Raw genomic sequence first — 25,048 nt, 5'->3', positions numbered from 1 at the left:
GGGTGTTCCAGCTGAAGATGATCGGACTGCGGGTGACGGTGGAATGAGCACGGATCTGAAGACGCTGGCCGAGGAGGCCAACGAACGACTAGCCGACGCCTCGGCGCAGGAAGTGCTGGCGTGGGCGCGGGAGACCTTCGGTGACGAACTGGTGGTGACCGCCTCGATGGCAGACGGGGCACTCCCCCACCTCGCGGCCGAGGCGGCCCCCGGTGTCGACGTGCTGTTCCTCGACACGGGCTACCACTTCGCCGAGACCATCGGCACCCGCGACGCGGTGGCGGCGACGCTGCCGATCAACCTGATCAACGCCACTCCGAAGCAGACCGTCGAGGAGCAGGACGCCGAGTACGGCAAGGATCTGTTCGCCCGCGAACCCGACAAGTGCTGCGCGCTCCGCAAGGTCGAGCCGCTCAACCGCGTGCTGTCCGGTTACAAGGCCTGGGTGACCGGCGTACGGCGGGAAGAGGCGCCGACCCGGGCCAACACCCAGGTCATCGAGTACGACGCCAAGCGCGACATGGTGAAGCTGAACCCGATCGCCCCCTGGACCCAGGACGACCTGGACTCCTACATCACGGACAACGGCGTACTGGTGAACCTGCTCCAGTACGACGGCTATCCGTCGATCGGCTGCGCGCCGTGCACCCAGCGCGTAGCCCCCGGCGAGGACCCCCGCAGCGGCCGCTGGTCAGGCCAGGGCAAAACCGAATGCGGACTCCACACATGACGGCCACCATCGACGCCCCGGAGGCGACCCTGAGCACGACGAGCGCTCCCCAGACGGTGACCGAGTTGGACGCTTTGGAAAGCGAGTCCATCTTCGTGTTCCGGGAGGTGGCGGCGGAGTTCGAGCGGCCGGTGATCCTGTTCTCGGGCGGCAAGGACTCGATCGTCATGCTGCACCTGGCCCGGAAGGCGTTCGCGCCGGCCGGTGTCCCGTTCTCGCTGCTGCACGTCGACACCGGGCACAACTTCCAGGAAGTACTGGACTACCGCGACGCGACCGTGAACGCGCTCGGCCTGCGGCTCGAGGTCGCCAGTGTCGAGGACTACATCGCCGACGGCCGGCTGCGGGAGCGGTCGGACGGGACCCGGAACCCGCTGCAGACCGTTCCGTTGCTGGACGCAATCAACGGGCACCGGTTCGATGCCGTGTTCGGCGGCGGGCGCCGGGACGAGGAGCGGGCCCGGGCGAAGGAGCGGATCTTCAGCCTGCGCGACGAGTTCGGTCAGTGGGACCCGCGCAACCAGCGGCCGGAGCTGTGGTCGCTGTACAACGGCAAGCACCGGCCGGGTGAGCACGTGCGGGTGTTCCCGCTGTCCAACTGGACCGAGCTGGACGTGTGGAACTACATCGAGCGCGAGCAGATCCCGCTGCCGAGCATCTACTACGCCCACGAGCGGGACGTGTTCGAGCGCGACGGCATGTTGCTTGCCGTCGGCCCCTACTCGCAGCCACGCGACGGCGAGACCGTCTCCCAGCGCGTGGTGCGCTACCGGACGGTCGGCGACATGTCGTGCACCGGCGCGGTCGCCTCGACCGCGACGTCCCCGGCCGAGGTGGTCGTCGAGGTCGCGGCCAGCGAACTGACCGAGCGCGGCGCCACTCGCGCCGACGACCGGGTCAGCGAAGCGGCGATGGAAGACCGCAAGCGAGAGGGGTACTTCTGATGAGCACGCTCCTCCGGCTTGCCACCGCGGGTTCGGTCGACGACGGGAAGTCCACCCTGGTCGGGCGGCTGCTGCACGACTGCAAGGCGATCCTGGCCGACCAGATCGCGCACGTACAGACCGTCTCCGAAGCCCGCGGCGGCGACTTCGACTTCGCGCTCCTCACCGACGGCCTCCGGGCCGAACGTGAGCAGGGCATCACGATCGACGTCGCCTACAGGTACTTCGCCACCGACAAGCGCTCCTTCATCCTGGCCGACTGCCCCGGGCACGTGCAGTACACCCGCAACACCGTGACCGGCGCGTCAACCGCGGATGTGGTGATCATCCTGGTCGACGCACGGCACGGTGTTCTCGAGCAGACCCGCCGGCACCTGGCCGTCGCCGGTCTGCTCCGGGTGCCGCACGTCGTACTCGCGGTGAACAAGATCGACCTGGTCGGGTACGACGAGGCCGTCTTCACCGGGATCGCGAAGGACGTCACGCAGCTCGCCGACCAGCTCGGGATCGCCGACGTCCACGCCATCCCGGTGTCCGCACTGGTCGGGGACAACGTGGTCGAGCGCTCGGCCGAGACGCCCTGGTACGACGGGCCGACACTCCTGCAGTACCTGGAGAACGCCAACGGGCGGACCGACACCTCCCGCGAGGCGCTGCGGTTCCCGGTGCAGTACGTGATCCGGCCGCAGACCGACGACGAGTACCGCGACTACCGCGGCTACACCGGCACTGTTGCCTCCGGCACCGTCTCCGTCGGTGACCAGGTGGTCGTGCTGCCGGCCGGCCGCCGTACGTCGGTCGCCGGGATCGACAAGGCGGTCGTCACCGCCACCTCGACCGCGGTCGCCGAGCGGCCGTCCGCGGTCGCCGGCGAGGCCGTCACCGTCCGGCTCGCCGACGACCTCGACGTCGCCCGCGGCTCGGTGATCGTCGCGGCCGAGTCCTCCCCCGGCACCCGCCGGGAGCTGGCCGCCACTGTGTGCTGGCTGTCGGACCGCCCGCTGACCGTGGGCGCCCGGCTGCTGATCAAGCACACCACCACAACTGCCCAGGCCATCGTGACCAAGATCAACGGCGCGCTGGACCTGGACACGCTCGGAGTCATCGACGCCGCCGGGCTCGACCTGAACGACATCGGCAAGGTGCAGCTCAAGGTCGCCGCACCGCTGGCCGCCGACCCGTACTCCAGCAACGCCATCACCGGATCGTTCCTGCTCATCGACGCCCACGACGGGTGGACGCTCGCGGCCGGCATGATCGACGACGAAGAAGGGGAACTGCTGTGACTGCTCCAGCGCTCGTGATCCTCGCCCACGGCAGCCGCGACCCGCGTTCGGCCGCCACCGTCCACGCCCTCGTCAAGTGCCTGCGCGACCTGCGTGACGACCTGCGGATCGAAGCCTCCTTCCTCGACCACTGCCCGCCCACGCCGTACCAGGTGATCGGCAAGCTCGCCGCCGAGGGCGTGGAAGAAGTCGTCGTCCTGCCGCTGCTGCTGTCGTCGGCGTACCACGCCCGGATCGACGTACCGGCCGTCGTCGACGAGGCCCGCAGCCGCTTCCCGGCGCTGCGGATCATCGCCTCGGACGTCCTCGGGTACGACGAGTCGCTGCTCGACGTACTCGATCGCCGGATGCGCGCCGAGCTCAAGGACGGCCGGGTGCGGGAGCTGGACGCATTGGTGCTGGCGTGCGCCGGTTCGAGCGACTCGCAGGCGAACGCGAGCGTGACCCGGCTCGCGCGGCTGTGGGGTCAGCGGCACAAGCTGCCGGTGACCGCGGCGTTCACCTGCGCTGCCACGCCGTCGCCGGCCGAGGCTGTGCTGAAGTGGCGGCTGGAGGGTCGTCGGCACGTGGCTGTCGGCTCGCTGTTCCTCGCACCGGGTGTGCTGCCGGACCGCGCGGAGTCGACTGCCCGCCGTGCCGGTGCAGTCGCCGTTTCGCGGCCGCTGGGTGTGAGCGCTGAGGTGGCACGGCTCGTGCTGCTGCGGTACGGCGTTGCCGGGCTCGACCTGCTCACTCTGGCGCCGGCCCCGCGGCCGACCGTCGTACGCCCGGAGCTCGTCCGCACGGCTTAGTAACGCAAGGGATCGATGAAGGAGACGTCGGTGTACGGCGTCTCCTTCGTCGTGAGCTGGGCCAGTAGCTCACCGACGCCAGCGCAATGCTTGAAGCCGTGGCCGCTGTCGCCGCCGGCGATCACGAGCCGCTCGTCACGTCGCCCGACCAGGAACTGGCCGTCAGGTGAGTCCGTCACCATGCACGGGGTCACCTTCACCGGCTCCGGATCGAGGTCCGGGAACGAGGCCGTGATCGCTGCCGCCAGCTCGGAGATGTCCTCGCGCGGATGGATGTAGCGGTCGAGCTCGTCGGGATCGAAGTCTCGGGCGCGCTTTGCGCCGTCGAGACCGACCTTGACCAGGAAGTCCTCGTCGGACCCGTGACCCCACAGGCCGCGGCCGTCCGGGAACTCCCAGATGAACGCCGGGAAGTTCTTCAGCTGGAACGCGTCGGACGCAGGATCCTTGGGCTGGAACCAGAAGAGCGGCGTACGGCGCGGCGACAGCGGTAGACCGGGCACGAGCTTGCCCAGCCAGGCACCCGCGCACACGACGACCTGATCCGTGTGGATGCTGATGGTCGGCGTCCGCACCTCGACGTGGTCCGGCTCGAGGTCGATCGCGGTCACCATCGTGTGCGGGTAGACCGTTGCACCCAGCCGCTGAGCCTCCGCGACATGCGCTCGGAGGGTCGGCTCGGCATAACAGATTCCGGCGCCTGGGTCCCAGACGGCCACGTCTTCCGGGCGTACGTCGTACTGCGGGAAGCGGGCTGTGAGCTCGTCGTGGCTCAGGTCCGTTGTCGGAGCGCCGGCCCCGGCCGCGGCTCGTCGTGCGCCGCTGACCGGACGGCTGCCCGGTGCACCCACATTGAGCGAACCCGTCTGGCGGACGTAGACCTCGCCGGTCCGCTCCCCCAGCTCGGTCCACAGCTCCAGCGACTTCTGCGCGATCGGCGTCAGCCCTGGATGCTCCATACACGCGACCCGGAAGAGCCGCGTACTCCCATGCGACGACCCGAACGGATGACCGATCCCCTGCCGCTCGATCCCGACGACCTTCACACCGCGCTGAGCCAACCGCCACAACGCCGCCGACCCGAACGCGCCCAACCCGACCACCACGACATCCGCCCGCACAGTCTCCATCCTCCAACCCTGGCCGATGCCCGAGCTCAGTGGGTGGTGGGGCTCACCAACTGGACCAGCTGGATCGGGTTGCCGTCGGGGTCGGCGATCCAGGCGATGCGGAGGTTGCCGAGCCAATCGTGCGGCTCGGACAGCGACTTGGAGCCGGCGGCGGTCAGCCGGGCGTACTCCCCGTCCGTGTCGTCGCACCACAGCACCAGCTCGGCTGCCCGGCCGGCGAGGTTCGGCGAGAGCCCGTGGTCCTTGCGGGCCGACTCGACGTCGGCGATGCCCAGGTTGAACCCGTCGAGGGTCAGCTCGACATGGATCGGCGGCCCCTCCGGCGGGTGCTGGAACCGCTGCTCGAACCCGAGGCCGAGATAGAAGGCCCGAAGGCTCGCGAGGTCATCGGAGTAGAACGTGATCTGCGGAGCTCTGAACTTGCGCACTATTTTTCACCCGCCCCAGGTGCAGCTAGCGTGATATCTTTCTATCTATGGCGAAGGAATCGACGAAGAACATCCTGTTGCGGCTGGATCCGGAGTTGGCGGAGCGGCTGCAGACGGTTGCGTCGGTCGAGGGCCGCTCGGTGTCGGACGTCGCGCGGGAGGCGATCGCAGCGCTGGTGGATCAGCGCCGGCAGGACCGCCGCTTCAGCCGCCTGCTCGACGAGAACCTGGTCCGCCACGAGGAGTCGCTGCGACGCCTCCGCGGAGACGACTGATGCAGTTCCTCGACGCGTACGACGTACTCGCGGTGGCGGCTCGTGTGCTGCGTTGCTCATCGGACGACGCGGTACGGCGGACGAACCTCGACGCGGTCGATCAGGTCCTGGCCGACGTACGCCGTACCAGCGGACTGGTCGAGGCGGCGGCGGTGTTGCTGAGCGGGTTGATCCGGGCGCGGCCGTTCGAGGGCGCCAACCGGGTGGTGACGGTCGCGGTCGTGCTGCAGTTCGTCGCGGTGAATCAGGCGGATCTGCGGCTCGAGCCGGTCGAGGAATGGGACGAACTGCTGGATCGGCTGACGGCGGACAGCGCCACGCCGGTTGAGGTCGCCGACTTCATCCGCGCGCGGCTGAGTCCGGACCGGGTGACCGCCGAGGACCTGCAGGAACATCTCCGGGTCGAACTGCTGCTCGAGGACGAGGTCGCAAACCTCCGCGCGAGCCAGGCGCCCGGCGGCGAAGAGTTGTGGAGGGGTGAGGGAATGTTCGAGAAGTTCAGCGACCGGGCCCGGCGGGTCGTCGTCCTGGCGCAGGTCGAGGCCCGCCAGTTGCAGCACAACTTCATCGGGACCGAGCACCTGCTGCTCGGGCTGATCGAGGAAGGACAGGGCCTGGCCGCGAAGGTGCTCTCCGGAGATCCCGCCACCGGCTGGCGGCCGGCCGGTCTGGGAATCACCGCACCGGCCGTCCGTGATCTCGTCGTGGAGATCATCGGCCGGGGTGCGCATCCCACCTCGAGCACGGTCCCGTTCACTCCGCGCGCGAAGAGCATCCTCGAACACGCCTACCAGGAGGCCCGCGACCTGGGCGACGACGTCCTGGACACCGAACATCTCCTGCTCGGCCTGCTGCGTGACGGAGAAGGCGTGGCCGCGCAGATCCTGATGAAACTCGGCGCGGATCTCGACGAGGTCCGACGCAAGGTGACCGAGTGGCGAGGTCACAAGCAGCGCGTCGAGTCAGCCGTGACGGGCTTCCTCGCCGACGACGCCGGCACCGCCTGGACCACCTTCGGCCGCCGTCATCACCTGCTCACCGAGCTCAGCGCCGTACTCGAGGAGAACGAACGTCTGCACGAGCAGGTCGCCGAGCTCCGCGCCCTCCTCCGCCGCCACGACATCGACCCCGACGCCTGACGGTGCTCAGTTCGTCGGCTGGAAGAGCTCGATCGGGTTGCCGGAGGGGTCGTCCAGGAGGATCTGGAGGCCGCCGCGGCCGGTGACGATGTCGTTCCGGAAGGCCGCACCGTCCGCGCGCAATGCGCCGACCGTCGACTCGAGGTCGTCGACTTCCAGTTGGATGCGGTTCCAGCCACCCGGCTCGGGCCGGCGGCCGTCAGGCATCGTCTGGGCTGCACCGCCCGGCCCGGTCGGCTCGGACAGCAGCAGCCGCAGGTCGCCGCGGGTGATCCCGGCGAACCCTGGACCCGGCCGCATCTGCACGTCGAACCCGAGGTGCTTGGTGTAGAAGTCGACCGCCGCGTCGACGTCGTTCACGATGTACCGAACCGAAACCGTAGCCATCACTCCACTCCTCTCGGCCCCGTCACCTCCTGCTCGCTCTTGCCCGTACCCACCTGTCGTTTCGTCATCCCGCGTGATCAGGTGGCGGCGAGGCGTTGCTTTTCGGTCTCTACGTCGAAGTCGGCCTTCGGCCACTCGGGATTGAGGGTCTTCAGGGTCTCGAGGAGGATCGCGGTGACGGCCCAGTTGCGGTACCACTTGCGGTCGCTCGGGATCACCAGCCACGGCGCCTCGGGGGTGTTGCAGCGCTCAAGGGCCGCCTCGTACGCCTCCATGTACGCCGGCCAGTGTGCACGCTCGTCGACGTCGCCCGGGTTGTACTTCCAGTGCTTCGTCGGGTCGTCCAGGCGCGCCTCCAGCCGCGCCTTCTGCTCCTCGGCCGAGATGTGCAGGAAGCACTTCAGCACCGTCACCCCGCTGGCGGCCAGTTCGGCCTCGAAATCATTGATCTGCCCGTAGCGCCGGTTCCACACCGGCGGCGCGACCAGGCTGCGAACCCGTGCGATCAGCACATCCTCGTAGTGCGACCGGTCGAAGATCCCGATGATCCCGGGGTCGGGGAGCGCCTGCTTGATCCGCCACAGGAACCCGCGCCGCTTCTCGGCCGCCGTCGGCGCCTTGAACGAGGTGATCTTCAGACCCTGCGGATCCATCAGCCCGGCACCGTGCCGGATCACACCGCCCTTGCCGGCCGTGTCCATCCCCTGCAGGACCAGCAGGATGCTGCGCTCTGCGCCCTTGCGACCTTCGGCGAACAGACGCTCCTGCCAGTCGGACAGCTCGTCACCGAGACTCGCCAGCGCGACCTTGCCCTCGTCCTTGGTCCCGCTGAACCCGGGCGTCGCGCGTGTGTCGTACTTGCTCAGATCCACCGGCCCCGACGGCACCCGCAACTGCTCGAGCAGCCCACCCTGATCCGCCGCCTGACCCTTCTTCTGCTTCGCCATTCGCCCATCCTGCCTCATCGACACCGCAGTTGAGCGCAGCTCGTCAGCTTCGGTTCTCCAGCGCCGTCTCGCCGGACTCCGCTCGCCGCCGCTTCCGGCCGCGCTGCAGAACCACTTCGATCACAACAATCGCCACCGCGGCGACCGGGAGCGAGAAGACGCCCCAGGCCATGCCACCCAGCAGCGAGAGGCAGTCGGGGTCGGCGTTCTCGCAGTCGGTCGCGTTGTAGTACGCCGTACCAGCCACGACCGCGACGAGCACCAAGACCGCGCAGCCGCACAGGTAGATCGCAGCCCGCACCAGCCATCTGCCGGCAGCCGGCTCGCTCTTCGACTGAACACCGGTAGCGACGAGGACTGCCGCGACCAGCACAACCACGACCGTCAGCTGGGCCAGTTCGCCTTCATCCTGATGCCAGATGAACCGGAACCCATCGTTCGCGATCTTCTGCCACAGCAGGAACCCGAACAGCACCCCGAGCGCCACACCCAACCACACCCGAGCCTTGGCGTCCTTCCAGGCAACCAGTACGGCGCCGATCGGGCCGACCACCGCGATCGCGCCCAACGGTAGGTTCCACTCGTTGCTGCCGTCGCCCGAGAAGTCGTCGAACTGCACGAACCCGCCGACGGCCAGCAGTACCAGGCTCATCGCGAGCAGCCCGACATACAGCACCGCAGTACGCAGGTCGCCTAGCACCACCCAAGCGAAGCACGACCAGGGGCTATAGGCCCGCGGCGCAACGCACTCGCAACAACTATGGGACGACTGTGCTGGTCTCGGGGACCATGCCCGCGTTCGCGAGGGCAATGAGGCGCGAGAGGGCTCTGAGGTACTTCTTGCGGTAGCCACCCTTGAGCATGTCGGCGGAGAAGAGCTGATCCAGCGGGACGCCGCCGGCCAGGAGCGGAAGGTTCCGGTCGTACATGCGGTCGGCCAGCACGACCAGGCGCAGGGCAACGTTCTCGTCAGTCAGTGGGCGGATGTCGGTGATGGCCACGGTGTCCACGCCGTCGAGGAGGGCGCCGTACTTGCTCGGATGTAGCTCAGCAAGATGGCGGTGCAGGTCGACGAAGTGGTCGCAGGATGCATTGGCTCGCTCGGCGGCGACCGTCTCCACCTGCGCGTCGGGCCACGGTTCGGGCGCTACGGGGAGGCCACGATGGCGGTAGTCCGGACCGTCGATGCGGCGTACGTCGAAGTGCCCGGACAGGGCCTGGATCTCGCGGAGGAAGTCGATCGCCTGGAAGCGGCCCTCACCGAGCTTGTCGGGCAGCGTGTTCGAGGTGGCTGCCAGCTCGACGCCGGCAGCGACCAACTGGCCGAGCAGGCGGGAGATCAGCATCGTGTCGCCGGGATCGTCCAGCTCGAACTCGTCGATGCAGATCAGCCGGTACGACGACAGTGCCTCGACAGCTGTGCGCAGGCCGAGCGCACCGACGAGGTTGGTCAGCTCGACGAAGGTGCAGTACATCTTCGGCCCGGCCGCCTCATGCCACAGTGACGCGAGCAGGTGGGTCTTACCGACGCCGAACCCGCCGTCGAGGTAGACGCCGGGTTTGCCGGGGTCCTCGGTGCGACCGCGGAGACGCGACCACAGACTCGGTGCCTGCCGCGGCTTCGCCAGCCCCACAGCCCGCGACGTCAGCACGGCCAGGGCGTCAGCCTGTGAAGGTTCGTCCGGGGCCGGGCGATATGTGGAGAAACGTACGTCGGCAAAGCGCGGCGGGGGTACGCACTCGGACAGCAGCCGATCCGAGCTCACCTCCGGCCACCGCTCACTCAACCGAATCACCATGCGCCCAACCCTAAGCTCGCGCCACTCGGCGCGCGTCGCCCAGCCCCTCGACCTGAGACGCCGCGGGAAAGTCGGGAAACTTCGCGACGGCCTTGACGTGACCTTGACCGCTTTCTTACTTTCAGTTAGGAAGTTGAGTGCGAGGTTCGTGAGGTGACTGACTGAGGAGTCGGTATGGGCGAACGACGGGTAGCCGCGACGGTGGGGCGGCGGACGGTTCTCAAGGGCGCATTGGGTGGGGCGGCGGCGCTCGGACTGGGTTCGGCGCTGACCGGCTGCGGCGGTAGTGACAGCAGCGGCGGCACCACGAGCGGCGGGAAGGCCGTCGTGCGGATGTGGTCCTGGTACAACGACCAGGAGGCGCAGTTCCCGAAGCTGATCGAGAAATTCGAGGCGGCACACAGCAACATCAAGATCGAGAACAGGATCTTCGGCACCCCGGACCAGTACCTGCCCGCACTGCAGGCGGCAGTGGCCGGCGGCGACGTCCCGGAGATCTTCGCGCCGCACACGCGGGCGCTCACCTACGGCACCGGCGGCATCTCCGCCGACCTGAAGAAGGACCTCGGCGACGACTTCCTGAAGGACTTCTTCGACTCCGCCAACCAGGAGTACACGCTGGACGGCAAGCAGTACGCCGTCGGCTGGATGGCGCAGACCTTCGGCCTGTTCTACAACCCGGACCTGCTGAAGAAGGCCGGTGTCGGCGAGGACGAGATCGAGACTTGGGACGACCTGATCGCGGCCGCGGCGAAGATCCGCGCCACCGGCAAGCACCCGGTGGCACTCAGCTGCAACCCGACCACGAGCTCGCTGGACTTCTTCCTGCCGCTCATCACCCAGGTCGCCGACGATCCGACCTTCTACCTCAAACTCGATCAGCTGAAGGACGGCGCGACGTACGAGGACCCGAAGGTCGTCGACGCGATCAAGCTCCAGCAGAAGATCGTCAAGGGCGGCGTCTTCCAGCCCGGGACGACCGGCACCAGCGGCGACCAGGCGCCGCAGCTGTTCTACACCGAGAAGTCCGCGATGCTGTTCAACGGATCGTGGACCCCGCAGGGTCTCGTCCAGGACGCCACCCCGGCCTTCGTCAAGAAGTACAAGGTGATGAAGACCCCGGCCCTCGCGTCCGGCAAACGGCACTGGACCGCCAACCAGGCCGGCGCCGGCTGGGCCGTCTCGGAGACCAGCAAGAACAAGGACGCCGCGCTGGAGTTCCTCAAGTTCCTGTACTCCGCGGACGAGTACTCCCCCACCATGAACGACTCCAACTCGATGCCGGCCACCAAGAGCGCGGCACAGCGGATCGAGCTTCCGATCATGAAGCAGATGACGTCCTGGCTGCTGGACGGCGACGGCTGCCCGCACATCCCGTTCGGTCCCGGCTCGGTCGCGGCCGGCGATCCCCTCGCCAAGATCTTCGACGGCAAGGGCGATCCGGCGGCTGTCGCGAAGGAGATGCAGCAGGCCGTGCTGAACGCCAAGGGCGGCTGATCGGATGGTGACAACCCTGTCCCGTTCGGAAACCAGAGCACGTGCACTCCCCCGCCGTACGTCGTACCGGTTCGGATCGCCGCTGCGGAAGTCGCAGCGGGTCGCCGGCTACCTGTTCATGCTGCCGACGTTCGCGTTGTTCCTGGCGTTCGTGCTCTGGCCGATCCTCTACACGGCGTACCTGAGCCTCACCTCGTGGGGAGGCTTCGGTACGCCGAGGTTCGTCAACTTCGACAACTACAGCCGGATGCTGTCCGATCCGGTCGCCCGCCGGGCGATGATCATCACGCTGGTGCTGACCGGTGTCACCACGGCGCTGCTCACCTTCCTCGGACTCGTCAGCGCCGTGCTCGTGAACGCCGTCTGGCCGAGGGTCGGCGTCCTGGTCCGGACGATCCTGTTCATCCCGGGCATCGTCTCGTTCGTGGTGTCCGCGGTGCTGTGGAAACTGATCTACGACCCGAACATCGGCACGCTGAACAGGTTGCTGGGGGCAATCGGTCTCGACAGCCTGCAACATCCGTGGCTGGCCGACCAGAAGACGGTGCTGCCGGCCATCATCGTGGTGACGGTCTGGGGCGGGATCGGCTTCACCATGCTGATCTTCTATGCCGGTCTGCAGGGCATCGATCCGAGTCTGTACGAAGCGGCCGCGGTGGACGGCGCGAACACCGTCCAGCAGTTCCGCCACATCACCGTCCCGAGCCTGCGCGTCGTCACCGGTCTCGTCGTCAGCCTCGGGCTGCTCAACGGGTTCAAGGCCTTCGACATCATTTTCGTGATGACCGGTGGCGGTCCGAACCACGCCAGTGAGGTTCTCGGCACGTATCTGTACTCGCTCGCGTTCGGTTCGACGTCCGGGTCGATCCCGCAGCTCGGTTACGCCAGCGCGTTCAGCGTCGTGACCATGGTCCTGTGCACGCTGGCCGTCATCGCCCAGCTCTGGTTGACCCGGAGGGCGGATCGATGAACCGCAAACCTTGGCTCGGGAAGTCGTTCGCGACCTTCGTCCTCGCGCCGTTCTGCGTGCTGATGGCGTTCCCGTTCGTCTGGATGCTGCTTACCTCGTTGCGAGAGCAGAACACCATCTTCAACGGGCCGTTCTTCCCGCGGAGCGTCACCGGCACGGCCTACAAGGAAGCCTGGACGTCGATCGAGTTCCCGCTGCACTTCTGGAACAGCGTCTGGATCACCTCGGTCACCGTCATCGGCGTCCTCGTCTTCGCGACGCTGAGCGGCTACGCCTTCGCCAAACTCGACTTCCCGTTCCGCAACACCCTGTTCGTCCTATTGTTGACAACCCTGATGATGCCGTCGACGGCGCTCATCATCCCGCTCTACCTCGAGCTGAAATCGCTCGGCCTGCTCGACAGCCAGACCGGGTTGCTGGTGCTCTACATCTCCGGATCGGCGCCGTTCGCGATGTTCCTGATGCGGGCGTTCTTCCAGACGCTGCCGGACGAGTTGATCGAGGCCGCCCGGGTCGACGGCGGCAGCGAGTTCACCATCTTCCGGCGGGTGATCCTGCCCCTGACCCGGCCCGGGATCGCGACCGTGGTGATCTTCCAGTTCCTCTCCACCTGGAACGAGTTCCTGATCGCCAACACGGTCCTGCGCAACACCGACTCGCTGCCGCTGCAGCCGGTGCTGTTCACGCTGATGGGCCAGTACTCCACCAACTGGCCGGCGCTCACCGCCGGTCTCACCCTGTCCGTCGTACCGGTCGTGATCGTCTATGTCCGGATGCAGCGGCAGTTCGTCGCCGGGATGATGCTCGGCGCCGTCAAGAACTAGAGCTGAAAGAGGTCCTATGCCGATCAAGAACGTCGTGGTCAACTGCACCGACGTGCAGCGTTCCATCGAGTACTACACCAAGTTCCTCGAGCTCCGGCTCGTCGGCGAGCCGACACCCGAGCGCGCCGTGCTGGACGCGGTGACCGCGACGATCGAGTTACGGGCCGTCGGCAACGGCCGGGAGCTCAGCACCTGGGTCGGCGACGATCTGCAGAAGGGCTTCCGGCACATCGGGTTCAAGGTCGACCGGCTCGACGAGCGGGCCGCCGTACTGAAGGCCGCCGGGGTCGAGTTCACGCTCGATCCGCTCGATGCCGAGGGCGCGGTCCGGATCTGCTTCTTCTACGACCCGGACGGCACGCTGCTCGAGATGATCCAGGGTGACCTGCAGTACGCCGCCGTACTCGACGAACACGGGGTCGCACGAGAGCGGGCTCTCGGCGTACCGCAGCGGCCGCGATTCGACCATATCGCCATCACGATCGACGACCGCGAGCGGACCAGCGCGTACTACGCCGAGCATCACGGCTTCTCGTTCATCGGCACGATCGAGCAGCCGCACGACAACCGCGGGTTCAGCATCGGCTATCTCAAGGGCGGTGACACTGTCCTCGAGGTGTTCACCTACGACGTCGACAAGACCTCCCGCGCGCCGCAACTCGACGTCGCCGGCTTCGCGTACGCCGAGCTCGACGGCAACCCACCGACCGGCCTCGGCCAACTCGTCTCACCGAATGGCACGACCGTCTACGTCGACCCTGACGGCTTCGCGTTCGCCGTAGGGGATCACCGGACATCCCCTAAGGTCTGAGGCATGAACAAGGACTGGCTTCGGCCCCTCGGATCCACCGGCCTCACCGTCTCCGCCGTCTGCGCCGGCGGCAGCGGGATCGCCGGCATGCCCGCGGTCTTCGGGTACGACGTGACGCGGCAGGAGGCCGTCGACCTCGTACTGCGCGTGTTCGACAGCCCGCTGACCTGGATCGACACCTCCAACGGGTACGGCGACGGCGAGAGCGAACTGCGCATCGGCCAGGCCATCAAGGAGTACGGCGGCCTGCCAGAAGGCTTTCTGGTCGCGACGAAGGTGGACGCGCGCGATGGGGACTACTCGGGTGCGCGGGTCCGGGCCAGCGTGGCGGAGAGCAAGGAGCGGCTCGGGCTGGACGAGTTGCCGCTGGTCCACCTGCACGATCCCGAGGCCCACGACTTCGACACCATGCGTGACGCTGTCGACACCCTGATGCAACTGCGCGCGGACGGCGAGATCGGGCACGTCGGCCTGGCCGGGGGCGACACCCGCGAACTCGCCCGCTACCTCGACCTCGGCGGTTTCGAGGTGCTGCTCGTCCACAACCGCTGGAGCCTGGTCGACCACTCCGCCGGCGACATCTTCCGGCGGGCGGTCGCCGACGGGCTCGGCGTGATCAATGCGGCGATCTACGGCGGCGGCATCCTCGCGAACCCGCAGGGCAGCACGAAGTACGCCTACCGCGAGGCGCAGCCCGCCGTGCTGGAGGCTGTCGCGGAGATGGACAAGGCCTGCCGCGAGTACGGCACGGACCTCGCCACCGCCGCGCTGCGTCACTCCACGGACAACCCGGACATCGCGGGAACCGTCGTCGGGATCAGCAAGCCGGCCCGGGTCGACGCGCTGCTCACCGCCCTGGAAACCGACCTCCCTGGCGAGCTCCTTAACCGGTTAGGTAACCTCCTCCCGGAACAGCAGTACTGGGTCGAGGGCACTAAGGAGACATCGTGACGAACGGCTTCCCGCCCGGATTCACCTGGGGCGCGGCGACAGCGTCGTACCAGGTGGAGGGCGCTGTCTCCACGGACGGGCGCGGTCCGAGCATCTGGGACACCTTCGCGCACACGCCCGGCCGGATCGCCGATGGCACCACCGGCGATGTCGCCGACGACCACTATCAGCGCTTCGCCGAGGACATCCGGCTGCTCGCAGACCTCGGCCTGAAGGCGTACCGGTTCTCGATCGCCTGGCCACGGATCATCCCCTCCGGCTCCGGCCTCACCAACCCGGCCGGCCTCGCGTTCTACCGCCGGCTCGCCGAGACCTGCCTCGAGCACGGCGTCACGCCGTACGCGACGCTCTACCACTGGGACCTGCCGCAGCCGCTCGAGGATGCGGGCGGCTGGCTGGTCCGCGACACGGCCGAGCGGTTCCGCGACTATGCGGCCGTCACCCACGCGGTGCTGTCGGACGTGATCAAGCACTGGATGACGCTGAACGAGCCGTGGTGCTCGGCCTTCCTCGGCTACGGGAACGGCGAGCACGCACCGGGACGAGTTGTCGGCACCGACTCTTTGAAGGCGGTCCATCACCTGCTGCTCGGGCACGGGCTGGCACTCGAAGCGATCCGCTGCCCGGAGGGCTCCTACGGCATCGCGCTCAACCCGGCGCCGATCCATGCCGCGTCGGACTCGGCCGCCGATCGCGACGCCGCGCGGCGGGTCGACGGGTTGCGGAACCGGCTGTTCCTGGAGCCGTTGCTGGCCGGCAAGTACCCGGCCGACGTCCTCGAGGACACCGGCATGAGTGACTGGTTCGCGCAGTTCGAAGGCGATCTGCCGGTGATCGGCGCACCGCTCGACTTCATGGGCGTGAACTACTACTGCCCGACGACCGTTGCCGCGCCGGACGGGCCGATCTCGTCGCCGGGTGGCCCGACCACGCAGCCCGGCAGCGAGAATGTCGTTGCCGTTGACACCGGTCTCCCGACGACGCAGATGGGCTGGCCGATCCAGGCGAGCGGGTTGCGCGACATCCTGGTCACGATCAACAAGCTCGCACCTGACCTGCCGTTGTACGTGACGGAGAACGGCGCGGCGTACCCGGACGAACTGACCGCGGACGGGACCGTCGAGGATCACGAGCGGCAGACGTACCTGGAGCAGCACATCGCGGTGTGCCGCGAACTGGCGTCGGAAGGCCTGCCGCTGAAGGGGTACTTCGCCTGGTCGCTGATGGACAACTTCGAGTGGGCGTACGGCTTCAGCCGCCGCTTCGGCATCGTGTACGTCGACTACGCGACGCAGCAGCGGACGGTGAAGAACAGCGGCCTCTGGCTGAAGAAGTTCCTCACCGACTAGGGAGACGCGCCCTAGCTGGTCAGGGCGCGGGTCGACTTCTGGTGTGGGGTGAGCTGGCTGTGCAGCACGAGCGACGCGGCACCTAGCGCGGCGGCGCTCGGGCCCAGCTTCGACTGCTCGACCCGGGTCGGATGCATCGCGCGGACGAACGACAACCGATTGATCTCGGTCCCCGCGATCCGGACGTAGATGTCGCCGGCCTCGCTGAAGCCCGGGCCGGCCAGGATGATCTGGTCCAGGTCGAGAAGGTTGGTGATCGACAGCAACGCCTTGGCCAGATAGGTCGCCGACTCCTCGATCAGCCGCACGCACCGGGGATCACCGGCCGCGGCCAGCCGGGCGATCTTCGCGAAGTCCGATCGGACCGCGGTCCGACGACCGCGCAGAGCCAGCTCATTCACCAGCGAGGTGTCCTGCTCGGCCCGCTTCACCACCGCGGCCGGCGCGGCCAGGCTCTCGAGGCAGCCCTGACCACCGCACCAGCAGTGCGGGCCGTTGACGTCCAGGATCATGTGGCCGATCTCGCCGACGTTCGAGGACGAGCCGCGGTATACGTCGCCGTTCGTGACTAGGCCGAGGCCGAAACCGGCGGCCATGTAGACGGTGGCGAAGTCGTTCGCGGACGGGATGCGACCGGCCCAGAACTCGCCGATCGCGGCACAGGTCGAGTCGTTCTCGACCACGATCGGGTGGTCGATCGCGGCGCTCAGCGTGTCTCGGACCGCGAACGGCTCCCACGCGTACTTCGACGCGTCGGTCCGCAGCAGCCGCATGCCTCCCCCGCCCTGGCGTCCGGCCAGTGCGACACCGACGCCGATCAGGGTGGCCGGCTCGATGTTCGCCTTGACGATCAGGTCCTCGAGCTCGGCGGTGATCCGCTTGACCGCGGTGGCCGGCGCGTCCCGGCCGATCCCGCGGGACGACACCTGCTCGATCACCCGGCCGCTCATGTCGGTGACGACGTACGACGTACTGGGCGTGTCGATCGAGATGCCGACGGCGTGCCGGGCACGCGGGTTGAACTGCAGCAGGGTGGCGCGCTTGCCGCCGGTCGGGTCGCCGAGACCGGTCTCGATGATCAGGCCGTCGGCGAGCAACTGCTTCACCACCCGCGAGATGGACGCTCCGGTCAGGCCGGATCGCTCGGCCAGGTCGACCCGGGTGACCGTGCCGCTGGACCGGATCAGGTCCAGGATCGCGCTGTGTGTGTCCTGCGCGGTCGCGCCCTTCAGAATCTTCCCCACGTCACCGTCCCTCCCTCGGCCCTGACCGCACTTTAATACACAAGGTAAGAAAGTGGGATATCTTGACCTCAAGCAATCTTGAGGTTCTAGCGTTCCGGCTGTGAAGACGATCAGATTGCACGCGTTCGGTCCGGCCGAGAATCTGCGCTACGAGGAGGCACCGGATCCAGTCCCCGGCGAGGGGCAAGTGCTGATCCGGGTCGAGGCGGCCGGAGTCCACCTGGTCGACACCATGCTGCGCTCCGGCGCCGCGGGTGGTGGACCGATCCCCGTGCCCGAGCTCCCCACCATCCCCGGCCGCGAGGTCGCCGGCCGCGTCGAGGCAGTGGGGCCCGAGGGCGACACGGCGTGGATCGGCAAGCGGGTCGTGGTGCACCTTGGCCCAGTGCCTGGCGGGTACGCCGAACTCGCCGTCGCGAAGGTGGAGTCGCTGTACGAGCTTCCGGACCACGTCGATGCGGCCCAGGCGGTCGCCGCGATCGGGACCGGACGGACGACGGCCGGCATCCTCTCGCAGGCTCAGTTGACGGCGGATGACGTCATATTGGTCACCGCTGCCGCCGGTGGGATCGGCAGCTACCTGGTCCAGGCGGCACGTAACGTCGGCGCGACCGTGATCGGCCTGGCCGGCGGACCGGACAAGGTGCAACTGGTCCGCGACCTCGGCGCACACCACGCGGTCGACTACAGGGACCCGGACTGGGCGACCGTGCTGAAGAACGAGCTTGGCGACCGTTCCATCACCGTCCTGCTGGACGGCGTGGGCGGGGAGAACGGCCAGCAGGCCTTCGAGCTACTCGGCATCGGCGGCCGGGTCCTGATGTTCGGGTGGTCCGGCGGCGGGCCGATCCAGCTCACCACCGACGATCTGATGGCCCGCGGCCTGACCGCCAACTGGTCGATCGGGCCGAAGATGATGCCGAGGCTGCGCGAGCTCGAGAGGACGGCCCTGGAGGAGACGTTCTCGGGTCGCTGGGAAGCCCTCGTGACGAGTTTCCCGCTCTCGGAGGCTGCGGCCGCGCATCAGGCCCTCGAAGACCGCGCCACCACCGGCAAGGTCGTCCTCATCCCCTGACAAGGAGCGCCGGAGCGTGGCTCAGGAGGTGCGGGGGTCGTGGGCAGGGCGGGTGTCTTCCGCGGCGCGGGTCGGGATGTCGTAGTCGAGGTCGGGGAAGGTACTTGTCACGTCGATCACCCGGCCCTCGGCGGCGGAGCGCTTGGCGGCGAGCATCACCTCGAGTGCGTGGAAGGCGTGCTCGGGCCGGGTGACGGTCGGCGTACCGTTCTCGACGCAGTCGACGAGATGGCGCAGGCCGTCGGTCCACGGCCAGTGCGGGTCACGTTCGCCGAACAACTCCCACGACCCACGGTCGTTCGACCACTGCTCGAACCCGTCCGGCGCCCAGTCGTCGCCGAGCAGCTGCAGTACGCCGGTGGCGCCGTACAGCTCGATCGCCGGCGACCGGTACTGCTGCATCGTGAACCCGGTCGCGATCGAGGCGAAGCGGGCCTGGCCGAAGTCGAGCACGATGTGGGCGTTGTCGTCCGCGCGGACCGTCACGAGCTCCCCGTTGACCTCACGCTTCGGAACGGCGGTGCCGACCATGGCGGTGACGCGCCTGACCGGGCCGAAGAACCCGCACAGACTGGTCAGGTTGTACACGCCGAGGTCGAACAGCGCTCCACCGCCGGACTCGTAGAACCAGCGGCCCCACCAGGGCCCCGACCAGCCGTACCGGGCCCGGGCCAGGTGGAGGTCGCCGATCTCGCCGTCGCGAACCCGCCGGTGCATCTCCCGGTACGTCGGCGACAGCACGACGTGCGGAGCACACACCAACTGTCCCGGCGCGGCCGCGGCGGCCTCGAGCAGCGCGCGACCCTCCTCCAGCGAGGTGGACATCGGCTTCTCGACGAGCACGTGCTTGCCGGCCGCGAGGGCCACACGGGCCAGTGAGCCGTGCTGGTTCATGCTGGTCAGGACCAGCACGATGTCGAGGTCGTCGCGGCCGATCAGGTCCTCCGGCCGGCCGGAGGACGTGTCGATACCGAACCGGTCCGCGGCCGCGGACCGCTTGTCCGGATCGGGATCGTAGCCCGCAGTCAGCCGCACGCGCCCTTCCTGTTCGAGCTTGCTGATCAGGGCGGCGTACGGGCCGGCGAACACACTTCCGAGTCCGAGCACACCGATCGACAGGGTCATCGTCGCGAGTTCCTTCCTAGGAGAGGCGCACTGTCAGCCGGTCACCAGCCCGGCCGGCGGGCCAGGTGACGAGCCAGCCCTGCTCGGTCCGGCTCGCGGCGGCATCGCCGTCGGCCGTGACATCCCGAGCGGTCTCGATCAACGCGCGGCCCGGGCCGGCGGCACGTCGCAGCACCAAGGTCGACCCGTCGCCGGGCCCGTCCAACTCGGCGGTGGACCAGCACAGCACCGCGTCATCGAGCCGTACGCCGATTGGCAGCACAAGCCCCTCGCGAGCACCGAGATGGAGCTCGAGCGATACGCCGTCCACGGTCAGCGTGAACGTCTGAGGTACCGGCGCGACGTTGATCAGGTGCACCAGTCGCTGACCGGTGCCGTCGGCCGTGCTCGTGGTCACCAGACCGGGAGTGTTGCCCTCGGCAATGATCCGGCGGCGGACACCGATCCGCTCCAGCAGAGAACGCCAGAAGCCGAGGTGGCACGGGTAGTCGCACCCGAGCACGACGGCGCGCCCGCCGCCGGGCACCGTCACCTCGACGGCGACCGGCGAGCCGTCGGCGATGTCGACAGCGAGCGTTTCGCCTTCGCCGATCAGGTGCTCGAGCATGCCGACCCGCACCTCCGGCTGCTCACCTGCCCACGCGGTCGCGCGCACCGACGGAAACTGATCCGGGGTGCCCTCGACGGTCCTCGCGGTACGCAGGCCGAGCGAGTCGGCGAGCACGGTGCAGGGCGAGCCGTCGTCGTCGACGACGGGCATCCGGCCGTGCAGCAGCAGGCGCCCACCGGCGCGGACGAACGCGGCCAGCCGCTCCTGGATCGAGTGGCCGAGCACCGGCGGAGTTGCCAGAGCGACCGCGGGACCCGCCGGATCCAGCTCTGCCGACGACAGGTCGACGGCGCCGAAGGAGTAGCCGCCCAGCAGCAGGGCCCGGGCGAGGATGTCGCGCGGACCCATCCCGCGGTACCGCTCCAGTTCGCCGACCTGGCTACGGCGTACGGCCGAGTCCGGGTGGTGGTACTCGGTCAGGTAGTGGTCCGGCACGTAGCCGAGAACGACGTCGTCGTACTCCTCGTCCATGCCGGCCAGCAGGTGCTCGGAACCACGGACCGCCCGCACCGCACTCACCGTGCCCGGGTACGTCTCGCTCAGCCGGCCCTCGGGGTCGACCGGCGCCGCGAAGCCGTGCCGCTCGCCGGTGAACGCGATCCGGTCGTTGCCGTCGCCGACCGGTTCGTCCAGCGGCGGGTTGTGCCCGCCGGCGAACAAGTAGTAGTTGATCAACCGGTTGCCCTGGGCAACACACAGCCGGGTCTTCAGCTCGGTGGTCTCCGGGCTGGTCAGCCAGCTCATGTCCTCGCCGTAGTCGCCCGTCCCGGCCTCGAACTCCAGCGACGTGATCGGCTGGTCGGCGTCGTGTACGGCGGCCATGAAGGCGTTCATCACATACAGGTCCGGCAGGTTCTCGACCGTCAGGTCGCGCATGTAGTGGTCGGAGCCGGACGTCATCTGCGGCACCCCGGCGTACGCCTTCGAGAGCTGGCTGATGCCGATCGGGAACGTCCGCCCGCGGCCGGCGTACGTGCCGTGCAGGTTGACCAGGAACGGTACGCCGTCGACACCGTGCTGCACGGCGACATCGCGCAGCCGCAACAGGTATCGCGCATAACGGTCGCGGTGGTGCGCGCCGAGGTCGTGGTGCAGCGCGAGTTGTTGTACCTCTGTGCCGGCGTCGGTGCCTCCGGCGCGCCACCACTCCGCCCAACGCTCGGTGTCGTCCGGGTCCGCGCCGTACCGGTCGATGCTGCCCTTGCGACCCCAGGTCCGTTCGGCCCAGCCGGCGAGGTCGGCCAGCGTACGGTCTGTCAGCTCCGGGGTGTTCGTGACCCACGAGAGCATGCCGACCTCGTTGTCCAGCTGAACCGCGGCTACCGGTCCGCCCACAGTGGCCAGGCGTTCGGCCAGCACCGGCATGATCGCGGCGTACCACCGCTCGGCCTCCGCGAGATACCCGGGTTCGAGGTAGTCCAGGGTGGCCGAGCTGGCCGGCTTGCCGTCCCATCCCAGCGGTACGGCGTCCGGATGGTCGCGGTAGATCCGGAACGGTACGCCCTCGTTTTTCAGCTCGGCCATCACGAACGGGCCGGGGCGGGCGACGACCAGCAGGTCCCGCTCTGCGGCCAGGTCGAGGAACCCGGTCAGGTCGCGATACTCACTCGTGGCGCCGGTGAGGTCGACGTCACCGGACGCGGTCTCGTGCACGATCCACGGCATGTAGCTGGCCACCACGTCACAGCCGGCAGCGGCCAGCTTGTCGAGCCGGTCGGCCACGTCCTCGCGGTGCAGCCGGAAGTAGTGCACCTCGCCGGCCATCAGGATCCTCGGTACGCCGTCCACCAGGATCCGGCGCCGTTCCAGTCGTATCGATCGGGGCTTCGCAGGTGTCGTCACAGTCACGTCCTCGCCGGTCTGGAGAGTTCCGGGCCGCCGCGCCGAGATGTTGCCTACCGGGGCGGTCGTGGTTATGGTCGTGAAACCGGTCTCATGAAACCGGTTTCAACCGTATCGGGAGTTCAGCCGATGGGCAACAGCCGTGTGAACGTACGCCGGGTCGCCGAGATGGCCGGCGTCTCCCCGGCGACCGTGTCGCGGGTCACGCGCGGCACTGTCCCGGTGTCCCCCGAGCTCCGCGACCGGGTGTTGCGGGTGATCGAGGAACACGGTTACAAGCCCAGCCACTTCGGGCGTGCGCTGGCCGAGCGTCGGCACGGCGCCCTCGGCCTGGTGTTCCCGGGCCTGTCCGGGCCGTACTTCTCCGAGCTGATCCAGGGCTTCGAGGCCGAGGCGCTGGAGACCGGCGACAGCGTGCTGGTGCTGGCCTCGCACTCGCGCGCCGACACCGACGCCACCGTGATCGACCTGGCCGACCGGGTGGACGGGATGGCGATCCACGGCGGCACGGTGTCGACCGAGGCGATCGCCAAGGTGGCCGACCAGATCCGCGTCGTGGTGATGGCCAGCGAGTCCGGGCCCGCGCAGGCTTCGGTCAGCGTTGCCAACGACAACATGAAGGCACTCACCCGGCACCTGCTGGTCGACCACGGCTACCGCCGGCTGGCCTTCGTCGGCACGCCGGACGGTTCGCCCGACGTGACCGCACGCTGGCAGGCGTTCCTCGCCGCGCACAAGTCGGCCCGCCGTAAGCCGCCGGCCGAGCCGGTCCGGGTCGGGCTGCAGCAGTCCGACGGCGCCATCGCGGCGGAGTACCTGCTCGACAGCGGCGACCGCCCCGACGCCGTGGTCTGCGCGAACGACGAGACGGCGCTCGGCCTGCTGCTGAGCGCACTCGGCCGAGGGCTGCGGGTGCCGCAGGACGTCGCGATCACCGGCTTCGACGACATGCCGATGGCGGCCCTGGTGCGGCCGGCGCTGACGACGATCCGGCAGCCGATCCGCGAGCTGGCCGCGACCGCAGCCCGGCTGCTGACCGACCCGCTCGGCCAGCCGGCCGGCGACATCGTCCTGCCCACCGAGCTGGTCCTGCGCGGCTCCTGCGGCTGCGGGGGTTCGCCCTGATCCTGCTGACCTGAGGGGGGTCGAAGCCGGGGGGATCGATCGGGGGGAACCGCCAATGTCCGGCCGCGGCCGGACCCGCCCTGAGGAGGACCCCGTATGACGAGACGACCACGGCCCAGGACACTGACAGCGGTAGTGGCGAGTGTGGCGCTGCTGCTCGCCGGATGCACCGGCACCGAGGGTGCCCAGACATCATCCGGCGGCGGCGGGATGATCGACTTCCTCAACTACGGCGACTTCGGTGGCGGCACCACGCCGAAGCCCAACTACAACCCGTACCTCGACGCCACCAAGCTCAGCGCGACCGACTACATCTACGAGAGCCTGATGTTCGTCGAGACCTACAGCTGCAAGCCGTTGCCGTGGCTGGCCACGTCGTTCCAGTGGTCCGATCCCAAGACGCTGGTGTACGAGCTCCGCGGCGGAGTCAAGTGGAACGACGGCAAGCCGTTCACCGCGGCCGACGTCGAGTTCACGTTCACCATGCTCAAGAAGTACGACGTCCTGGACGTCCAGGGCGTGTGGGCGTTCCTGTCGTCGGTCAAGGCGACCGGTGACAACAAGGTCACCTTCTCCTTCAAGCAGCCCGGTGCCTCGGTGTTCACCCAGGTGAGCGGCGTCAAGATCGTGCCGGAGCACATCTGGTCGAAGGTCGCCGATCCGACCACGTTCGTGAACGCGACCGCTCCGGTGGGCACCGGCCCGATGAAACTGAAGGCGTTCAACCCGCGCCAGTTGGTCGTCGAGCGCAACCCGGACTACTGGCAGGCCGACAAGATCAAGGTGAACGAGATCCGGTTCAACAAGGCCGATGCCGGCGGGCAGGTCGAGCAGCTCAAGATGAGCCGCGGCGAGTACGACACCAACGGGATGTTCGTGCAGGACATCAAGAAGGCGTACGTCGACCGCGACCCCGAGCACCACCACTACTGGTACGCGCCTGGTGGCGTCATCAGCGTCTACATGAACCTGACCAAGGCTCCGTTCGACGACGTCGCGTTCCGCAAGGCGCTGACCACGGCGTTCGACGACCAGCAGGTGATCGACAAGGCCCAACTCGGGTACGTGACACAGGCCAGCCAGAGCGGACTGGTGGTACCGGGCCAGAAGGACTGGCTGCCGTCGGGTATCGCGGACGAAGGCCGGATCGGGTACGACGCCGCCGCGGCCGACAAGGCGCTGACCGATGCCGGCTACGCCAAGGACGGCAAGGGCCGCAGGCTCGGCAAGGACGGCAAGCCGATCTCGTTCGCCTTCAAGGTCCCCGGCTCGTACGTCGACTGGGCGGCGGCCGCCGACATCCTGATCAAGAACCTGAAGGCACTCGGCTTCGCCGTCGACAAGGAGACGCCGACGCCGGACGCACACAACCAGGACCGGGCCACCGGCAACTACGACATGATCTTCGGCGTCCACGGCGGCGGTTGCAACATGTACGCCAACTTCGCCGATCCGCTGAACAGCGCCCGGACCGCGCCGATCGGCAAGAAGGCGGCCAGCAACGAGATCCGCTGGCAGGACCCGAAGACCGACGAGCTGCTCGGTACGCTGCAGGTCTCGCCGGACGACAAGGCCCAGAAGGAGGCCGTCGCCGGACTCGTCGACATCATGATGAACCAGGTGCCGATGATCCCGATCTGGTACGGCGCCAAGTGGTTCCAGTACGACACCACCAAGGCCAAGGGCTGGCCGAACGAGAAGGACCCGTACGCCGACGGCGGCAACGGACTGGTCGTGCTGACGCACCTCGTCCCGGCCGGGAGCTGACC

At 68.4% G+C, this 25,048-nt stretch carries 24 protein-coding genes; 15 read left to right on the top strand and 9 right to left on the bottom strand.

The annotated features are described in order from the left end of the window. Nucleotides 1-43 precede the first annotated feature (43 nt). Genes EV652_RS19065 through EV652_RS19050 form a run of 4 tightly spaced genes read left to right on the top strand, consistent with a single transcriptional unit; the run spans nt 44 to nt 3,751 of the window. Complete coding sequence (locus tag EV652_RS19065; protein WP_132210501.1) at nt 44-730, top strand: phosphoadenylyl-sulfate reductase; 687 nt, start codon at nt 44-46, stop codon at nt 728-730. Further along, nucleotides 727-1,674: a sulfate adenylyltransferase subunit CysD gene (gene cysD / locus EV652_RS19060; RefSeq protein ID WP_132210500.1), complete on the top strand. Its 948-nt coding sequence runs from the start codon at nt 727-729 to the stop codon at nt 1,672-1,674. The genes EV652_RS19065 and cysD overlap by 4 nt, the downstream gene beginning before the upstream one ends. Continuing rightward, nucleotides 1,674-2,960, top strand: coding sequence for a sulfate adenylyltransferase subunit 1 (locus tag EV652_RS19055; RefSeq protein ID WP_132210499.1), 1,287 nt, complete (start codon nt 1,674-1,676; stop codon nt 2,958-2,960). The genes cysD and EV652_RS19055 overlap by 1 nt, the downstream gene beginning before the upstream one ends. Then, on the top strand, nt 2,957-3,751 hold the full coding sequence (locus tag EV652_RS19050) for a sirohydrochlorin chelatase (RefSeq protein ID WP_132210498.1): 795 nt from the start codon (nt 2,957-2,959) through the stop codon (nt 3,749-3,751). The genes EV652_RS19055 and EV652_RS19050 overlap by 4 nt, the downstream gene beginning before the upstream one ends. Here EV652_RS19050 and solA read toward each other — a convergent pair. Together solA and EV652_RS19040 are read right to left on the bottom strand one after the other, a co-directional pair. After that, complete coding sequence (solA, locus tag EV652_RS19045; protein ID WP_132210497.1) at nt 3,748-4,881, bottom strand: N-methyl-L-tryptophan oxidase; 1,134 nt, start codon at nt 4,879-4,881, stop codon at nt 3,748-3,750. The two genes, EV652_RS19050 and solA, sit on opposite strands and share 4 nt — an antisense overlap. A gap of 26 nt (nt 4,882-4,907) precedes the next feature. After that, nucleotides 4,908-5,309: a VOC family protein gene (locus EV652_RS19040; protein WP_132210496.1), complete on the bottom strand. Its 402-nt coding sequence runs from the start codon at nt 5,307-5,309 to the stop codon at nt 4,908-4,910. Nucleotides 5,310-5,356: 47 nt separating this feature from the next. Here EV652_RS19040 and EV652_RS19035 point away from each other — a divergent pair, with 47 nt between their 5' ends. Both EV652_RS19035 and EV652_RS46180 read left to right on the top strand, forming a co-directional pair. Further along, nucleotides 5,357-5,584, top strand: coding sequence for a ribbon-helix-helix protein, CopG family (locus EV652_RS19035; protein ID WP_199238267.1), 228 nt, complete (start codon nt 5,357-5,359; stop codon nt 5,582-5,584). Beyond that, the gene (locus tag EV652_RS46180) at nt 5,584-6,723 is read left to right on the top strand and encodes a Clp protease N-terminal domain-containing protein (RefSeq protein ID WP_369410020.1); all 1,140 of its coding nucleotides are present in this window, start codon (nt 5,584-5,586) and stop codon (nt 6,721-6,723) included. Before EV652_RS19035 ends, EV652_RS46180 begins: the two co-directional genes overlap by 1 nt. Before the next feature lie 6 nt (nt 6,724-6,729). Here the strand turns inward: EV652_RS46180 and EV652_RS19025 are convergent, their stop codons facing one another. The 4 genes from EV652_RS19025 to zapE all read right to left on the bottom strand — a co-directional run bounded on the left by EV652_RS19025 (nt 6,730) and on the right by zapE (nt 9,856). Further along, nucleotides 6,730-7,110: a VOC family protein gene (locus tag EV652_RS19025; RefSeq protein ID WP_132210495.1), complete on the bottom strand. Its 381-nt coding sequence runs from the start codon at nt 7,108-7,110 to the stop codon at nt 6,730-6,732. 77 nt (nt 7,111-7,187) lie between these two features. Next, nucleotides 7,188-8,057, bottom strand: coding sequence for a polyphosphate kinase 2 family protein (locus EV652_RS19020; RefSeq protein ID WP_199238266.1), 870 nt, complete (start codon nt 8,055-8,057; stop codon nt 7,188-7,190). 43 nt (nt 8,058-8,100) lie between these two features. Further along, nucleotides 8,101-8,757, bottom strand: coding sequence for a hypothetical protein (locus EV652_RS19015; protein WP_132210493.1), 657 nt, complete (start codon nt 8,755-8,757; stop codon nt 8,101-8,103). A 58-nt stretch (nt 8,758-8,815) separates the two neighbouring features. After that, complete coding sequence (gene zapE / locus EV652_RS19010) at nt 8,816-9,856, bottom strand: cell division protein ZapE (RefSeq protein WP_132210492.1); 1,041 nt, start codon at nt 9,854-9,856, stop codon at nt 8,816-8,818. A 174-nt stretch (nt 9,857-10,030) separates the two neighbouring features. On the opposite strand from zapE, the gene EV652_RS19005 reads away from it, so the two are divergent. Genes EV652_RS19005 through EV652_RS18980 form a run of 6 tightly spaced genes read left to right on the top strand, consistent with a single transcriptional unit; the run spans nt 10,031 to nt 16,258 of the window. After that, nucleotides 10,031-11,353, top strand: coding sequence for an ABC transporter substrate-binding protein (locus tag EV652_RS19005; RefSeq protein WP_132210491.1), 1,323 nt, complete (start codon nt 10,031-10,033; stop codon nt 11,351-11,353). Nucleotides 11,354-11,357: 4 nt separating this feature from the next. Next, nucleotides 11,358-12,323 (top strand): carbohydrate ABC transporter permease, encoded by a 966-nt coding sequence (locus EV652_RS19000; protein ID WP_132210490.1) that lies wholly within the window; start codon nt 11,358-11,360, stop codon nt 12,321-12,323. After that, complete coding sequence (locus EV652_RS18995; RefSeq protein WP_132210489.1) at nt 12,320-13,147, top strand: carbohydrate ABC transporter permease; 828 nt, start codon at nt 12,320-12,322, stop codon at nt 13,145-13,147. The genes EV652_RS19000 and EV652_RS18995 overlap by 4 nt, the downstream gene beginning before the upstream one ends. 16 nt (nt 13,148-13,163) lie before the next feature. After that, complete coding sequence (locus EV652_RS18990; protein WP_132210488.1) at nt 13,164-13,958, top strand: VOC family protein; 795 nt, start codon at nt 13,164-13,166, stop codon at nt 13,956-13,958. A gap of 3 nt (nt 13,959-13,961) precedes the next feature. Continuing rightward, nucleotides 13,962-14,909: an aldo/keto reductase gene (locus EV652_RS18985; protein ID WP_132210487.1), complete on the top strand. Its 948-nt coding sequence runs from the start codon at nt 13,962-13,964 to the stop codon at nt 14,907-14,909. Then, nucleotides 14,906-16,258: a GH1 family beta-glucosidase gene (locus EV652_RS18980; protein ID WP_199238265.1), complete on the top strand. Its 1,353-nt coding sequence runs from the start codon at nt 14,906-14,908 to the stop codon at nt 16,256-16,258. The genes EV652_RS18985 and EV652_RS18980 overlap by 4 nt, the downstream gene beginning before the upstream one ends. Nucleotides 16,259-16,269: 11 nt before the next feature. Here EV652_RS18980 and EV652_RS18975 read toward each other — a convergent pair whose 3' ends face one another. Next, nucleotides 16,270-17,502 (bottom strand): ROK family transcriptional regulator, encoded by a 1,233-nt coding sequence (locus EV652_RS18975; protein ID WP_132210485.1) that lies wholly within the window; start codon nt 17,500-17,502, stop codon nt 16,270-16,272. Nucleotides 17,503-17,602: 100 nt separating this feature from the next. Here EV652_RS18975 and EV652_RS18970 point away from each other — a divergent pair, with 100 nt between their 5' ends. Beyond that, nucleotides 17,603-18,577 (top strand): zinc-binding dehydrogenase, encoded by a 975-nt coding sequence (locus tag EV652_RS18970; protein WP_132210484.1) that lies wholly within the window; start codon nt 17,603-17,605, stop codon nt 18,575-18,577. Nucleotides 18,578-18,598: 21 nt separating this feature from the next. On the opposite strand, the gene EV652_RS18965 is transcribed toward EV652_RS18970, so the two are convergent. Both EV652_RS18965 and EV652_RS18960 read right to left on the bottom strand, forming a co-directional pair. Further along, nucleotides 18,599-19,702 (bottom strand): Gfo/Idh/MocA family protein, encoded by a 1,104-nt coding sequence (locus tag EV652_RS18965; protein WP_132210483.1) that lies wholly within the window; start codon nt 19,700-19,702, stop codon nt 18,599-18,601. Between the two features lie 16 nt (nt 19,703-19,718). Then, complete coding sequence (locus EV652_RS18960; RefSeq protein ID WP_132210482.1) at nt 19,719-22,154, bottom strand: beta-galactosidase; 2,436 nt, start codon at nt 22,152-22,154, stop codon at nt 19,719-19,721. A gap of 129 nt (nt 22,155-22,283) precedes the next feature. Between EV652_RS18960 and EV652_RS18955 the strand changes: the two genes are divergently transcribed. Both EV652_RS18955 and EV652_RS18950 read left to right on the top strand, forming a co-directional pair. Continuing rightward, entirely contained in the window at nt 22,284-23,279 is a 996-nt protein-coding gene (locus EV652_RS18955) for a LacI family DNA-binding transcriptional regulator (protein ID WP_132210481.1), read from the top strand. Nucleotides 23,280-23,375: 96 nt separating this feature from the next. Then, nucleotides 23,376-25,046, top strand: a complete 1,671-nt coding sequence (locus EV652_RS18950) for an ABC transporter substrate-binding protein (protein ID WP_132210480.1) — start codon at nt 23,376-23,378, stop codon at nt 25,044-25,046. Nucleotides 25,047-25,048 lie beyond the last annotated feature (2 nt).

It is taken from the genome of Kribbella steppae (assembly GCF_004342025.1).
Classification (GTDB): Bacteria; Actinomycetota; Actinomycetes; order Propionibacteriales; family Kribbellaceae; genus Kribbella; species Kribbella steppae.
The sequence above is the reverse complement of the archived record's forward strand: the minus strand, read 5'-3'. Positions and strand labels throughout refer to the sequence as shown.